At 58.5% G+C, this 13,051-nt stretch carries 13 protein-coding genes and 1 pseudogene; 8 read left to right on the forward strand and 6 right to left on the reverse strand.

Annotated features, from left to right (window positions below):
* Positions 1–18: 18 nt before the first annotated feature.
* From iolB to iolC, 3 genes are all read right to left on the reverse strand, one after another.
* Complete coding sequence (gene iolB / locus ACIPZE_RS08120; protein ID WP_400772308.1) at positions 19–828, reverse strand: 5-deoxy-glucuronate isomerase; 810 nt, start codon at positions 826–828, stop codon at positions 19–21.
* Positions 828–1,718 carry a myo-inosose-2 dehydratase gene (gene iolE / locus ACIPZE_RS08125; RefSeq protein ID WP_400772311.1) on the reverse strand — a complete coding sequence of 297 codons (891 nt, stop codon included), beginning with the start codon at positions 1,716–1,718 and terminating at the stop codon, positions 828–830. Before iolE ends, iolB begins: the two co-directional genes overlap by 1 nt.
* Positions 1,719–1,876: 158 nt before the next feature.
* The gene (iolC, locus tag ACIPZE_RS08130; RefSeq protein ID WP_400772313.1) at positions 1,877–3,814 is read right to left on the reverse strand and encodes a 5-dehydro-2-deoxygluconokinase; all 1,938 of its coding nucleotides are present in this window, start codon (positions 3,812–3,814) and stop codon (positions 1,877–1,879) included.
* Positions 3,815–4,124: 310 nt separating this feature from the next.
* On the opposite strand from iolC, the gene ACIPZE_RS08135 reads away from it, so the two are divergent.
* From ACIPZE_RS08135 to ACIPZE_RS08145, 3 genes are all read left to right on the forward strand, one after another.
* Positions 4,125–5,045, forward strand: coding sequence for a MurR/RpiR family transcriptional regulator (locus ACIPZE_RS08135; protein ID WP_400772316.1), 921 nt, complete (start codon positions 4,125–4,127; stop codon positions 5,043–5,045).
* 61 nt (positions 5,046–5,106) lie between these two features.
* Positions 5,107–5,712, forward strand: a complete 606-nt coding sequence (locus ACIPZE_RS08140; protein WP_283436866.1) for a glutathione S-transferase — start codon at positions 5,107–5,109, stop codon at positions 5,710–5,712.
* Between the two features lie 2 nt (positions 5,713–5,714).
* On the forward strand, positions 5,715–6,821 hold the full coding sequence (locus ACIPZE_RS08145; RefSeq protein WP_283436867.1) for a DNA alkylation repair protein: 1,107 nt from the start codon (positions 5,715–5,717) through the stop codon (positions 6,819–6,821).
* 138 nt (positions 6,822–6,959) lie between these two features.
* Here the strand turns inward: ACIPZE_RS08145 and ACIPZE_RS08150 are convergent.
* Together ACIPZE_RS08150 and ACIPZE_RS08155 are read right to left on the reverse strand one after the other, a co-directional pair.
* Positions 6,960–7,418: pseudogene (locus ACIPZE_RS08150) on the reverse strand (GNAT family N-acetyltransferase).
* Positions 7,419–7,491: 73 nt separating this feature from the next.
* On the reverse strand, positions 7,492–7,965 hold the full coding sequence (locus ACIPZE_RS08155) for a hypothetical protein (protein WP_283436868.1): 474 nt from the start codon (positions 7,963–7,965) through the stop codon (positions 7,492–7,494).
* Between the two features lie 270 nt (positions 7,966–8,235).
* On the opposite strand from ACIPZE_RS08155, the gene ACIPZE_RS08160 reads away from it, so the two are divergent.
* Together ACIPZE_RS08160 and ACIPZE_RS08165 are read left to right on the forward strand one after the other, a co-directional pair.
* Positions 8,236–8,979 carry an SDR family oxidoreductase gene (locus tag ACIPZE_RS08160; protein ID WP_400772319.1) on the forward strand — a complete coding sequence of 248 codons (744 nt, stop codon included), beginning with the start codon at positions 8,236–8,238 and terminating at the stop codon, positions 8,977–8,979.
* A gap of 3 nt (positions 8,980–8,982) precedes the next feature.
* Positions 8,983–9,618: a cupin domain-containing protein gene (locus tag ACIPZE_RS08165; protein WP_283436870.1), complete on the forward strand. Its 636-nt coding sequence runs from the start codon at positions 8,983–8,985 to the stop codon at positions 9,616–9,618.
* A gap of 6 nt (positions 9,619–9,624) precedes the next feature.
* On the opposite strand, the gene gcvA is transcribed toward ACIPZE_RS08165, so the two are convergent.
* On the reverse strand, positions 9,625–10,536 hold the full coding sequence (gcvA, locus tag ACIPZE_RS08170) for a transcriptional regulator GcvA (RefSeq protein ID WP_283438640.1): 912 nt from the start codon (positions 10,534–10,536) through the stop codon (positions 9,625–9,627).
* 166 nt (positions 10,537–10,702) lie between these two features.
* Between gcvA and ACIPZE_RS08175 the strand changes: the two genes are divergently transcribed.
* From ACIPZE_RS08175 to ACIPZE_RS08185, 3 genes are all read left to right on the forward strand, one after another.
* Complete coding sequence (locus ACIPZE_RS08175; RefSeq protein ID WP_283436871.1) at positions 10,703–11,476, forward strand: SDR family NAD(P)-dependent oxidoreductase; 774 nt, start codon at positions 10,703–10,705, stop codon at positions 11,474–11,476.
* Positions 11,477–11,490: 14 nt separating this feature from the next.
* On the forward strand, positions 11,491–11,832 hold the full coding sequence (locus ACIPZE_RS08180) for a carboxymuconolactone decarboxylase family protein (protein ID WP_283438641.1): 342 nt from the start codon (positions 11,491–11,493) through the stop codon (positions 11,830–11,832).
* 68 nt (positions 11,833–11,900) lie between these two features.
* Positions 11,901–12,998, forward strand: coding sequence for a flavin monoamine oxidase family protein (locus ACIPZE_RS08185; protein ID WP_400772322.1), 1,098 nt, complete (start codon positions 11,901–11,903; stop codon positions 12,996–12,998).
* Positions 12,999–13,051: the final 53 nt, after the last annotated feature.

Genomic DNA, 13,051 nt, shown 5'->3' on the forward strand with positions numbered 1-13,051 from the left:
CCGTGCAAGTGCTGGAATTCAGAGGTCGAGCAGCCAACTGTGCTGAGGATCGTTATGGAACTGCCAGACCCGCTTCGGCCCGGCCATCACGTTCAGGTAATACGACTCGTAGCCGTAAGGCACGCTGACCGGGTGATAGCCCTTGGGCACCACGACCAGGTCGCTGTTTTCCACGGCCATGGCCTGATCGATGCTGCGGTCGTCGGTGTACACGCGCTGGAACACAAAGCCCTGCGGCGGGTTGATCCGGTGGTAATAGGTTTCTTCGAGAAAGCTCTGATGCGGCAGGTCATCGGTGTCGTGCTTGTGCGGCGGGTAGCTCGACGAATGCCCGGACGGCGTGCGCACCTCCACCACCAACAGCGAATGCGCAGGCTCGGTGTCCGGGAGGATGTCGCAGACGTAACGGGTGTTTGCGCCTTTACCACGCACACTGCGCTTCATGCTGTCGGGCCTGATCAGCCGTGGGCCGAAAGCGTGGTCGGGCGAGCCGGGCGCGGCACACACGGCGATTTGCACGTCGCTGAGCGCGGTCACCTGGGCCTGACTGCCCGGCGGCAAATAGGCGGCGAACGGCGACTTGTCTTCAAACACCGATTGCCGATCGCCAAGGTTGTCCCAGTCGAACGCGCCCTGCCCCGGTGCTTCGCCTTTGAGGCTGATGCGCCCGCTGAGCAGCACCAGGCACAACTCCTTATCGCCGGCAGCCACCGGCAAGGTTTCGCCGAGACTCAAGCGATACGCGGCGAACCCGACGTATTCCAACTCACCCTTGGCCAACTCGACCATGCTTCGGCCACTGGCGTTGCTCTTGACCAAAAGGCTCATCAGCGGGTCCTCTCGTCGAGCAGCGCACGCAAGGTGTCGAAGCCTTTTTTCGCGTAGACATAACTCGGCGCCACGGCTGGATCCTGCTCGGCCTCGACCACCAGCCAACCGTGGTAATCGGCGGCCAGCAGCACATCGAGCAACGCGCCGAAATCGATATCGCCATCGCCCGGCACGGTGAACGTGCCGTTGATGATGCAGTCGGGGAAGCTCCAGAGATTATTGCGCGCCAGTTGCACCACCGGTTTGCGCACGTCCTTGAAATGCACGTGGCAGATGCGTTCGATGTGTTTGCGCAGCACCTGCAACGGCTCGCCGCCGCCCATGTAGCAGTGGCCCGAATCGAACAGCAGGCCGACTTCGCTGCCGGTCAGCGCCATCAACTTGTCGATGTCCGACGGCGATTCCACATAGGCGCCCATGTGGTGGTGATAGGCCAGACGCACCCCTTGCGACAGGGTGAAACGCGCCAGCTCGGTGAGCTTGTCGGCGTATGCCTGCCAGGCTTGTTCGGTGTGGAAACGCGGGCGTTCGACCAAGGCAATGCGCTGGCCTTGAATCGAGTCAGCGACCTCACCGTAAACCAGCACCTTGGCGCCATTCTTCGCCAGCAGCTCGACGTGGCTGCCGATGGCGTTGATTTCTTCGGCCACCGAACGGCGCGCCAGACGGCTGGAATACCAGCCGGAGACCAACGCCAGATCGTAAGGCCGCAGCACGTCAGCGACGCCTTTGGCATCCTTGGGAAACTTGCCGTTGAGCTCAAAACCTTCGTAGCCGATCTCCTTGCCTTCGCTCAGCGCCGTGCTCAGCGGCGTCTCGCCACCCAGGGACGGCAAGTCATCGTTGCTCCAGGAGATCGGGTTGATGCCAATTCGGATAGCGGGCATGGCTGCACCTTTTATTGTTTTTACATCAATCATTAAGACCACCACCGCTCTCCTGTAGGAGTGAGCCTGCTCGCGATAGCGGTGGCACATTCAATTCAGGGTTACCTGACGCACCGCAATCGCGAGCAGGCTCACTCCTACAGTGTTCGGTTGAATGCTTAGCTGCGCGATGAGCGCCACGCCTCGATCAATTCGACAAACGTGTCCTGCACCTGCCTGATCAGCGTTTCATCGTCGATCTCGCCGGCCATCCACGCCCGGCTCGGCGCCTGGAAAATCGTCCGGCCCACGGCAAACCCTCGGCAAGTCCGGCTCTGACTCGCCTGCTGAAAGCCTGCGGCCAATTCCGCCGCCGGCGCATTCAGCCCCAGCAGCACCACGCCACGGCAGTACGGATCGCGCTCTTGAATCAACTCATCGAGCTGTTGCCATTCCTCGGCACTTTGCGCCTCGATCTTCCACCACGCCGGATAAATGCCCAGGTTGTAGAGGCGTTTCAGCGAGCGATAAAGTACGTCCGGGTGCGCCGACGGCAGATCCTTCGGCGGAATGATCTCCAGCAGCAACTCATGCCCACTGACCAGCGACGCCTGATACAAACCCTTGATCTGCGCTTCCTGCTCCAGGCGCAGCAGCGGTTCATCGTCCGGGTGAAACTGCACCAGACACTTGATGATCTGCTCCTGCGGCCAGGCAATCAGATTGCTGCCTACCGAGCGCCCGTGCTCGAACGCCAGCGGCCGCGAACCCTGCACCTCCACCGGGCGCGCCACCCACCAGCCACGCCCGGTGGCAGCGTTCAGCGAGTCCTGACCAAAACGCTGATCGGCCAGCAGCCCGACGTCGGCCTCAATGCCCTGCTCACGCAAATCGGCTTCGACGCGCTCCACGGCCTGGATGAAAAGTTGTTTGAGTTGGCAGATCGCGTCGAGATCGCGTCCGCCCTTGTGCGCCAGTTCCACCAGTTGCCCGCGATGATCGAAGGCAAAGATGAACAGCTGCTTCCACTGTTTGCGCGGCACGCTGACTTGATGCAGTCGCTGCAAGGTGACGTCCTGATCCGGCCGGGTGATCGGCACCGGGCTGTCGAACAGATAATCGAGTTCGGCACGGGTCGGCATCGCCGGTGCACAGGCATGCCGCGACACCACCAGACCGCCGCAGGCATTGGCGAGCTGGCAGCAACGCTCGTCGCTCGCATCCTCCAGCCAACCGGCGAGGAAGCCCGACATGAACGCATCGCCAGCGCCCAACACGTTGAGCACTTCAACGCGCACGCCGGGGTAAATCGCGCCGTCTTCAAGACGCACCGGAATCACCCCGTGAATCACCGTGCAGCCCTTCGGGCCGAGCTTGACCACCAATGTCGCCGCACTGACCCGCCGCACATTGCGCAACGCGGTGAGCAAATCCTCCGAGCCACCGGCAATCAGAAACTCCTCTTCGGTACCGACGATCAGGTCAAAACGCGGGAGGATTTTCTGCACATGCTGGCTGACGTTCTGATCGGCGACAAAACGGGTTTCGCCGTCCGCCTTACCGGCCAGGCCCCACAACACCGGGCGATAGTCGATGTCGAGGATGCGTTTGACGTTGTGCTTCTCGGCGTAATCCAGGGCCTGGATGCTCGCCTTGTAGACACCGTCGGTGGAGAAATGCGTGCCGGTGATCAGCAAGGCTTTGCTGGAGGCGATAAAGGCTTCGCTGATGTCTTCGGCGCGCAGCGCCATGTCGGCGCAGTTCTCGCGGTAGAACACCAACGGAAAGGTTTCGCGGTCCTTGAGACCGAGCAGGACCATGGCGGTCAGACGTTCCGGATCGACCTTGATACCGCTGACGTCGCAACCTTCACGGGCCAGCGATTCAAGCAGAAAACGGCCCATGTGGTCGTCGCCGACCCGGCTCAACATCGCCGACTTGAGGCCCAGCCGCGCGGTGCCGAAGGCGATATTGGCGGAGGAGCCGCCGAGGTATTTGGCGAAGCTGGACACGTCCTCCAGCCGCGCGCCGACTTGCTGCGCATAGAGGTCGACGCCAAGGCGCCCCAGGCAAATCAGATCCAATTGACGCCCACTGGCAAAACGAGTCTGGCCCATGCTGGCTCCTGTTATTTTTATCAGCCTGCGTTCGGGACGGTGGCCGTGCCGAACACTCTTGGTGGATGCAGACTAAAACGACTGGAACCGAACAATCAATAAATATTCCAAATAATTTTTACGTGGAATATTTTTTCCAATAAACTTTTGTACGACCGTCCTAGCCGCAGTGCATCGATTCAGCAGCGTGAGCGCCGATTGCATGCCGGAGATTTTATTCCGGCCTACCCTGTAGACTGCGCACAGCCCACCTATTGTCAGGGGCTGACCGATTCGTCAGCCCTATAAGAACAAGCCAGAAGGATTCTTTATGTCCCGCACCGATCAGCCGGCTACCGACGAGCCAACGTCCGAGCGCGACCTCGCCAGCCCCCCGATCAATGCCGAGCGCCTGCTGCAACTGATCACCGAAGAATATGAAGCCCTGCCGCGCCAGCTCAAACGCATCGCCAGTTACATGAGCCAGCAGAGCGACCGGATCATGGTCGATCGCATCAGCGACATCGCCCGCGAGTGCGAAGTGCACCCGTCGGCCATCGTGCGTTTCTCGCAGCGCTTCGGCTTCAGCGGTTTCAGCGAAATGCAGGCCTTGTTCCGCGAGGCCTACACGCACAAAGCCACGCCGGTGCAGAACTACCAGCAACGCATCCGCAGCATGATCGCCAACAAGTCGCAGAAGGCCAGCGGCGGCGACCTCGCCCGTGAATGCATCGACGCCACCCTCTCCGGCATCGAACGTCTCGGCCAGGAACTCGACGACGCCGCGTTCGAAAAAGCCGTCGACCTCGTCGTCAACGCCGACAACATTTACGTGGTTGGCGTGCGCCGCTCCTTCGCGGTCGCCGACTACCTGGTCTACAACCTGCAACACACCAACAAGCGCATCCACCTGGTCTCCGGTCTCGGCGGCAGCTACCGCGAACAGATGCGCAGCGTGCGCGCCAACGATCTGGTCATCGCAATCAGCTTCACCCCGTACGCCAAGGAAACCCAACACTGCCTGCGCATCGCCCAGCACCAGCAGGCGAAAACCCTGATCCTCACCGACAGCAACCTCTCGCCGCTGGCCAAACGCGCGAACACCGTGTTGCTGGTCAACGAAGGCAGCTCCTTCGCCTTCCGCTCGCTGAGCGCGACGTTGTGCCTGTGCCAGGCGCTGTTCATCGCCGTCGCCTATCGCCTGGAACTCAAGGTCGACGAAATTCACGAACAGGTCGGCTTCGACGACTGACAATTCCTTCAAGCTCGGCTAGGTTATGCCTTCCCACCGGTTCGACTTGAAGGAACGCGTCATGAAACTGATCGGCATGCTCGACTCTCCTTACGTGCGGCGCGTGGCGATCTCCGCCAAACGCTTAGGCATCGACCTCGAACACGAGGCGGTCTCGGTGTTCCGCCACTTCGAGCAATTCCAGCAGATCAACCCGGTGGTCAAAGCGCCGACGCTGATTCTCGATGACGGCGTGGTGCTGATGGACTCCACGCTGATCCTCGACTACCTCGAATCTGCTACAGGCAAAAGCTTGCTGCCGACCGACTTGAGCCAACGCGCCCGCGCCCTGCGCCTGATCGGCCTGAGCCTCGCCGCCTGCGAAAAAGCCGTGCAGCTCTACTACGAACGCAACCTGCGCCCGGCCGACATCCAATACCAGCCGTGGATCGAACGCGTCGAAAGCCAACTCGCCGCCGCGTTCACCGCGCTGGAAACAGAACTCGACACCCACCACTTGCCCACCGACGGCACCCTCGCCCAGGACGGCATCAGCCTTGCTGTCGCCTGGAGCTTCACCGGCCTCGTCGTGCCCGACCAGATCGACAACGACCGCTACCCGCGCATCGCCCAATACACTGCATACGCGGAAAGCCTCGAAGCCTTCATCAGCACACCGATGACCTGACCATGAGCGCCACCGAAACTGCCGCTCCCGCCCTCAAGGAAATCTTCAACGCCGAACGCTTGCGGCATATCGCCGACGAAATGAGCGCGGTGTATCCCGCGTTCAAAGCCAAGGCATTTCTCAAGCACGCCAATGAAGGCCTCGCCGAGCTATCGGTGATGCAGCGCATGGCCCGTGTCAGCGAAAGTCTGCACGCCGTGCTGCCGATGGGGTACGAAGACACCCTCGATGTATTGCGTGAACTCGCGCCAAGGCTGAACAGCGGATTCGTCAGCATGTGCCTGCCGCATTACGTCGCGAGCTATGGCGGGCATGCGTTTGCTACCTCGATGGATGCGCTGAAGTACTTCACCACGTTCGGCTCATCCGAATTTGCCATCCGCCACTTTCTGCGCAGTGATCTGGAACGCGCGCTGGAACTGATGCACGACTGGGCTTTGGATGAGAATCACCATGTGCGTCGCTTAGCCAGCGAAGGCAGCCGCCCTCGCCTGCCTTGGTCGTTTCGACTGGAAGCCGTGCAGGCGGACCCGCGATTGACGGCGGGGATATTGAATCGGTTGAAGGCGGACGAAAGTTTGTACGTGCGCAAGTCGGTGGCGAATCATTTGAATGATGTGACGAAGGTGCATCCGGAGTGGGTGCTGGACAGGATTGAAGGTTGGTCGTTGGAGAACAAGCACACGGCGTGGATTGCCAAGCATGCGTTGCGGAGTTTGATCAAGCAGGGGGATTTGCGGGCGCTGACGGTGATTGGCGCGGGGGCGAAGGCTGAGGTTGAGTTGTTGGATGTGCGGGTTGAGCCGGCGGTGTTGCGGCTGGGGGATGCGATTGTTTTGTCGTTTACGGTGAAGTCGACCGTGGCGCATGAGCAGCGGTTGGTGATTGATTATGCGATTGACTATGTGAAGGCGAATGGCGGGGTTTCGCGGAAGGTTTTCAAGTTGAAGGTGATGGATTTGGTGGGGTTTGGGGAGGTGGTTGTGGGGCGGCGGCAGGTGATTAAGGATTTTACGACGCGCAAGCATTTTGTGGGGTGGCATGGGGTGCGGGTGATGGTTAATGGGGTGGTGTTGGGTAGCGCTGCGTTTGACATTGTTTCTGGATGAGGCCGTGTGTGGATTCGTTGATTTGGCAATACTCGGAGTGATAGGGAGTTGCGCATAGGGCAGCTTTCGGCCAGAAGCAGACGTTCAACTCGCCCTGTTTTTGGCCCATTGAAAATGTACAACTGGTGGTCTCAGAGCTTACTCCGTGGCGTCGAAAGATTCGTGATACAGCACTGTGCCTACCAGTAAATCACTACTGAAGGAAAGCGCCTGGAAATACTCTTGAGGAACCCCGGGCAACTCCAATCCAGCATTGGCTTTGAAACAAAAGCGACTATAGTAATCACGATCACCCAGCACTACGCAGCCAGTTGCGCCCAGGTCTTGCAACTGCGCCAGAGAGGCTTTCATCAGGGCTGAACCGATACCTTGGCCTTGCCGGTTTCGTCACACGGATATTGGCCCGAGCCCGTACCAGCCTGTCGCATCCGAAGACACAGTGACCGGTGAAATAGTTAATTGCCCGGCGCGACGCAGCGCATCGACAATCAAGTGTTCTGTGTGGCTGGAATGTTCTTCGTGCTCAAACGCCGTGAGGGTCAGCGCGGCAATGCGCTGGATGTCTTCAGATTGTTCGTTGCGGATTGTCAGATTCATATTGAGTTTTTCTCTAGTGCCTTGATCGAACAGGCCGGTACAAGTCGTACTTTGAACGACTGTTCTGGTTCGATCAAACCCACTCATGTTCAGTGAGCCTTTTGAATGCTGACAACGCGTCTTGAAACTGAACCTTCTGGAATAAAGCCCTCTGATTTTTTTCATTCCAGGCAACCGCAGTGATGACGCCGGAAACGATGTCGACGGCCCTGCCAAAACGCTCCCAAATTACAGTCTCACCACGAATCACTTGCTCAACCACCGCAACAGTGCAGCTCAAGTCCATATCATCCGGGCAAATCAATAGCGGTACTATCGTCGAGGAGTCTTCTGCGTTAGGTTCGAGAACTTGCCACGCGTAGCGCGAGTGATCGTCATCGGTCAGCCAGCCTTGTGCGGGAACCAGTCCATCTGTGTCGTCGTTACCGATGGCGTCGTAAATGACGCCCTTGATCCAGTTTCCAAGTGGAATGGAGTCAATCGTAAACACCGGATGCGGCGCTCTGGTGTGTTTCGATTGATACATCGCTGCACTGATAACGTTCATGCTAGGCTCGGCGTTGAATTGACCATTCCGCATTTTGCATCAGGTCACTGGGTACGCAAAACCTATCTCACGTTAATCACTCGAAAACACTCTGTAATAACGCGAGTTTGAGAACGACTGCATTGGGTCGATTTCTGTCTAATGCGATGGGTCGAGACTACCCCGCCGTCCCGCAATTTTTTCTTTAGATGACCACACAAAAATCTGCCTCGCCAGTCGAGACCGCACAAGACACCCTGTCTTGAAATGTTTTCTGCACAGGGTTTCGACATGTTGACTGGAAAAGCAGCACTGATCACTGGCGGTTCTTCAGGAATTGGCCTGGCTACGGCTCAGCGGATGGTCGCGTACGGCGCGAAGATCGCTATCACCGGGCAGAATATGAATCGCTTGATGGAAGCCGCCAGCGGTCTTGGCTCTGGGGTTATTGCTATCCAGGCCGACGTCAGCATTCAGGCCGATATGCAACGGGTTCGCCAACAGGTTGAACAGGCGTTCGGCGGTCTGGATATTCTGTTCGCCAACGCAGGGGTCGCTTATGGAACGCCTTTGGCAGCAACAGATGACGCCATGATCGACCATCTGCTGGGCGTAAACGTCAAAGGTGTGTACTTCACCGTGCAGGCGCTGGTGCCGGTGATGCCCAAAGGCAGCAGCATCATCCTCAACACCTCCTGGCTAAACCAGATTGGCGCGCCCGGTAGATCGCTACTCTCCGCGTCCAAAGCCGCTGTGCGGTCATTCGCTCGCACGTTATCAGCAGAATTGCTGGATCAACAGATTCGAGTCAATGCTGTCAGCCCAGGTTCGGTTATCACACCGCTGCATCGCCAATCAGGTCAAACCGAGGAACAGTTTGCTGCTTACGTTTCGAGAACGGGAAGCCAGGTGCCTATAGGGAGAATGGCTCAAGCTGAAGAAATAGCCGAAGCTGTATGTTTTCTGGCCAGCGACCATTCTCGATACATGCTTGGGGCTGAAATGGTGGTCGACGGCGGGCGCTCGGAGCTATAAGCCATGCAATTGAACACTGATCTCGATCATCGCACGCTGGTGCATGGGGCACTCCTGCCGTGGGTGCCCTCTCCCTCCTCCGGCGTCGAGCGACGCATGCTCTATCGTGTCGGAGGAGAAAAGGCCCGAGCAACCTCGCTAGTAAAGTACGCAGCTGGAAGCGTGTTCCCTGTACATAGCCACCCCGGTGGCGAAGAGTTCTTCGTTCTTGAGGGCACGTTCCAGGACGAGAGAGGCGATTACCCTGCCGGTACTTACGTTCGCAACCCTCCAGGTAGCCGGCACACCCCACGCTCCGACCAGGGCTGCGTGATATTTGTGAGGCTGCAACAGTTCGATCCGCAAGATACCCAGGAATGCGTTGTGCAGTCTGAGCGCGAAGATGACACGTCATCTGCACAGTTGCTGTTCTGTAGCACTAGCGAGCAAGTCAAGCTTGAGCGATTGGAGGCTGGCGCATTGCTGTCTTTAGCCAACCCTTACGGGATGGAAGTTCTGGTACTGGCCGGATCCATCGTTGAAGGCAAGGATCTGCTTGAGCGAATGACCTGGCTTCGCCTGCCCAGAGGCATGCCCCTGCAAGCGCAAGCCGGGCAAGCCGGCACACGTTTGTGGATCAAGCGATGCACTGCGCCTTGATCCTGCTCAAGCGTCGGCTTCGCTGATCAACCAGTCGCGGAACGCCTTGATCTTCGCCAACTCCGCCACTTCTGGACGGTGAACCACGTAATAGGCAAATGCGAGCGGACAAGTGGTTTCACCGAAGGGGCGGATCAGCCGCCCCGCCGCCAAATCCTCGCGCACCATCACACTGCGCCCCAGCGCCAATCCCTGTCTGTCAATCGCTGCTTGCAAGACGGCCGCCGAATTATTGATGCGCAGGCCGTGATCGGCATTGATATCCACGTAGCCTGCGGCATCGAGCCAGGTACGCCAAGTGGGATAGGCAGGGTCAGCCGCCATCGACAGATCATGGATCAATGTCGCTTCGGCAAGCTTCCCCTTCGGCAACCGTCCTTTCTTGAGCAACGAATAACCCGGCGCGCACACCGGGTACATTTCTTCATCCATCAACTTGGAGGCCGTCAATCCGGGCCACTGTCCGGCGCCATAGCGAACGCCAACATCCACACCCTGGACGACGAAGTCCACCGGGCGCAGGTTGGTATCCAGCAGGACATCGGTTTGCGGATGAGCCAGCTGGAAACGCTCGATACGGGGTAGCAGCCACTTCGCCGCAAACGCCGGACTGACGGTTACGGTCAGGCCAGTGTTAAGCGATCCCTCTTTCAAACGCTCCAACCCTGCGCGCAAGCGATCAAAACCCTCGCGTATATCTGGCAGCGCCTCCCTCGCCACATCGGTCGGAACCAGACGCGTAGAGCCGCTCGATGCGCGATGGAACAACGTCACGCCAAGCCAGGCTTCAAGGGTGCGCACCTGCTGCCCTACCGCTGCCGAGGTGACATGCAACTCCGTCGCCGCGGCTGAAAAACTCTGGTGACGAGCGGCGGCTTCAAAAGCTCGCAGTGCATTGAGATAGGTTGGCGTAGTCATATGGAAAAGAATTTCTTTAATGATTGGAAAAATCTTCTGATTTGTCGCCATTGCGTACTGGGCGAAGAATAGCAGCCATGCCGAAGCATTACAGCCAAAAGGCCCGGTGACCAAGTCGACCCGTTCATTCCGGCGACTCCCTCTCTTTAGCAAAAGGAACACAACGATGAAAAGATTTTCTTCCAAAGTAGCTATCGTTACCGGCGGCGGTTCAGGTATCGGTAAAGAGGTCGCAGCGCGGTTGGTTGCCGAAGGCGCCAGCGTAGTGATTACCGGGCGTGATGCTGCGAAACTCGAAAAAGCCGCCGCTCAGATCGACCCGACCGGCACTAATGTGCGCACACTCGCCGCCGATATTTCCCAGCCTGCCACTGCCCAGGCACTCGTCGCGTTGGCAACTGCCGAGTTCGGTGGCGTCGATATCCTGATCAACAATGCCGGCATTTTTAATCCAAAACCCTTCCTGGAAGTGGGCGAGCAGGAATACGACGGCTTCGTCGACATCATCCTCAAGGGCAAATTTTTCATGGCCCAGGCGGCGGCGAAGGCCATGCAACAACGCGGCGGCGGAGCCATCGTACAGACTGGCTCGCTGTGGGCCATTCAAGCCATCGGTGCCACGCCGTCGGCTGCTTACTCAGCGGCGAACGCTGGCGTTCACGCGCTGACGCGTAATCTGGCCATCGAGTTGGCGGCGAGCAACATCCGCATCAACACCGTTGCCCCCGCCGTGGTGGAGACACCGGTCTACAACACCTTCATGGACAAAGATCAGGTTGCAGCCGTGCTACCGACTTTTAATGCCTTCCACCCTTTGGGGCGTAACGGCCAGCCAGCGGATGTGGCCGAGGCGATGTTGTTTCTCGCTTCAGAACAGGCTTCGTGGATCACCGGCACCTTGTTGCCAGTCGATGGCGGTGTGACTGCCGGCCGAATCTAAAGGAGCGAGCCATGATGATGGATTGGAATGATTATCGGGAAACACTCCTGAGCCGCGTTGGCGATCTTGCCAAACTTTCGCCGGATACGGTTCGGGGCCTACAAGTGCTGGACGGTGCCGGGGCAAAAACCGGTCATCTCGATGCCAAGACTCACGAACTGATCGCCTTGGCGGTCGCCGTCACTACCCGCTGTGATGGCTGCATCGCGGTGCATACCAAGGCGGCGGCAAAACACGGTGCTACGCGCGAAGAGATCGCCGAGGCGCTGGGCGTTGCTATCGCCCTCAATGCTGGAGCGGCCGTCACCTATTCGGCACGGGTGCTGGACGCCTACGCAGCACTCGACGACAAGTGATCAACTGCTGACAAGCCTGCCCGCAGGATCAAGCAATTGGCCTGCGGGTTTTCGTTTCGAGGAACACCATGAACACGGTCAAGGTAGCAATCATAGGCGGCGGTCTCAGCGGCCTTTATACGGCGTACCTGTTGTCGCAAATGAACGTGGAGTACCAACTGTTTGAGGCTCGTGACCGGCTCGGTGGCCGAATTTTATCGACGCCTGGCCCGGGGTCAAGGCATGACTTGGGTCCCGCATGGATGTGGCCCGACTTCCAGCCGCGCATGGCTGCGCTGGTAGAAGAGCTTGAGATTGCCACCTTCGCGCAACATACAGAGGGCGCAACGCTAATGGAGCGCTCATCCCTGCAGCCACCGAGGCGCATGGTTGGCTGGGAATCAGGAAACACCTCAATGCGCATCCATAGCGGCGTGCAGCAATTAATAGACGCGCTTGCCACTAAAGTGCCCGCTGAGCGCATTCTCCTGAACTGCCGGATTACCAAGGTGACGCTACGCAACTCCAGAGTCTTTTTAATGGCATCCGATGGATCGTCATCTTTGGAAAACATGGAGTTCACCCATGTCATCAGTGCAATGCCGTTGCGACTGATGGCTCAGAGCATCGAATTCGAACCGCCAACTGCTGCTTCGCGGATGGCACAGTGGGCTGAGACCCCGACCTGGATGGCGGCGCACGCCAAATATGTCGCGTTGTACTCAGCGCCGTTCTGGAGGGCGGCTGGTTTATCAGGATCGGCTCAAAGCCATATCGGGCCAATGGTGGAAATCCATGACGCCTGCGACCCAGCAGGCAGCGCCGCATTGTTCGGGTTTATTGGCTTACCTGCATCCGTCAGAAAGACGATGGATCAAGGCGCGCTGCTTGCAGCCTGCAATCAGCAAATGGGGCGGCTGTTCGGCACCGCCGCAACCACTCCTCTGGCGCACTACATCAAAGACTGGGCATGGGATGATTTCACTGCCGCAGACGGGGATCGTTTGGCAACCCAAGTGCATCACACCGGGCGCACCGTTATTACTACCCAAGATGTCTGGTCGGATGTACTTCTGGTATCAGGCACTGAGGCCTCATTGGAGCACAATGGCTACATGGAAGGCGCACTGGACGCAGCTCAAGTGGCGGTCAACAGGCTGCATCAAATTGAAATTAGGCATTGGTGAGCTAATTGGCCATTGGCGGCAGCTACCAGTAAACCACTCAACGTTAATATGAT

It is taken from the genome of Pseudomonas sp. NPDC089741 (assembly GCF_044748825.1).
In the GTDB taxonomy this organism is placed as follows: domain Bacteria; phylum Pseudomonadota; class Gammaproteobacteria; order Pseudomonadales; family Pseudomonadaceae; genus Aquipseudomonas; species Aquipseudomonas helmanticensis.

What these genes read in the sequence shown, in the direction of transcription:
- ACIPZE_RS08140 (WP_283436866.1), top strand. Translation starts at nt 5,107, where the DNA reads ATGAAACTGATCGGCATGCTCGACTCTCCTTACGTGCGGCGCGTGGCG.
- ACIPZE_RS08185 (WP_400772322.1), top strand. Translation starts at nt 11,901, where the DNA reads ATGAACACGGTCAAGGTAGCAATCATAGGCGGCGGTCTCAGCGGCCTT.
- ACIPZE_RS08165 (WP_283436870.1), top strand. Translation starts at nt 8,983, where the DNA reads ATGCAATTGAACACTGATCTCGATCATCGCACGCTGGTGCATGGGGCA.
- ACIPZE_RS08175 (WP_283436871.1), top strand. Translation starts at nt 10,703, where the DNA reads ATGAAAAGATTTTCTTCCAAAGTAGCTATCGTTACCGGCGGCGGTTCA.
- iolC (WP_400772313.1), bottom strand. Translation starts at nt 3,814, where the DNA reads ATGGGCCAGACTCGTTTTGCCAGTGGGCGTCAATTGGATCTGATTTGC.
- ACIPZE_RS08160 (WP_400772319.1), top strand. Translation starts at nt 8,236, where the DNA reads ATGTTGACTGGAAAAGCAGCACTGATCACTGGCGGTTCTTCAGGAATT.
- iolE (WP_400772311.1), bottom strand. Translation starts at nt 1,718, where the DNA reads ATGCCCGCTATCCGAATTGGCATCAACCCGATCTCCTGGAGCAACGAT.
- ACIPZE_RS08155 (WP_283436868.1), bottom strand. Translation starts at nt 7,965, where the DNA reads ATGAACGTTATCAGTGCAGCGATGTATCAATCGAAACACACCAGAGCG.
- iolB (WP_400772308.1), bottom strand. Translation starts at nt 828, where the DNA reads ATGAGCCTTTTGGTCAAGAGCAACGCCAGTGGCCGAAGCATGGTCGAG.
- ACIPZE_RS08180 (WP_283438641.1), top strand. Translation starts at nt 11,491, where the DNA reads ATGATGGATTGGAATGATTATCGGGAAACACTCCTGAGCCGCGTTGGC.
- ACIPZE_RS08145 (WP_283436867.1), top strand. Translation starts at nt 5,715, where the DNA reads ATGAGCGCCACCGAAACTGCCGCTCCCGCCCTCAAGGAAATCTTCAAC.
- ACIPZE_RS08135 (WP_400772316.1), top strand. Translation starts at nt 4,125, where the DNA reads ATGTCCCGCACCGATCAGCCGGCTACCGACGAGCCAACGTCCGAGCGC.
- gcvA (WP_283438640.1), bottom strand. Translation starts at nt 10,536, where the DNA reads ATGACTACGCCAACCTATCTCAATGCACTGCGAGCTTTTGAAGCCGCC.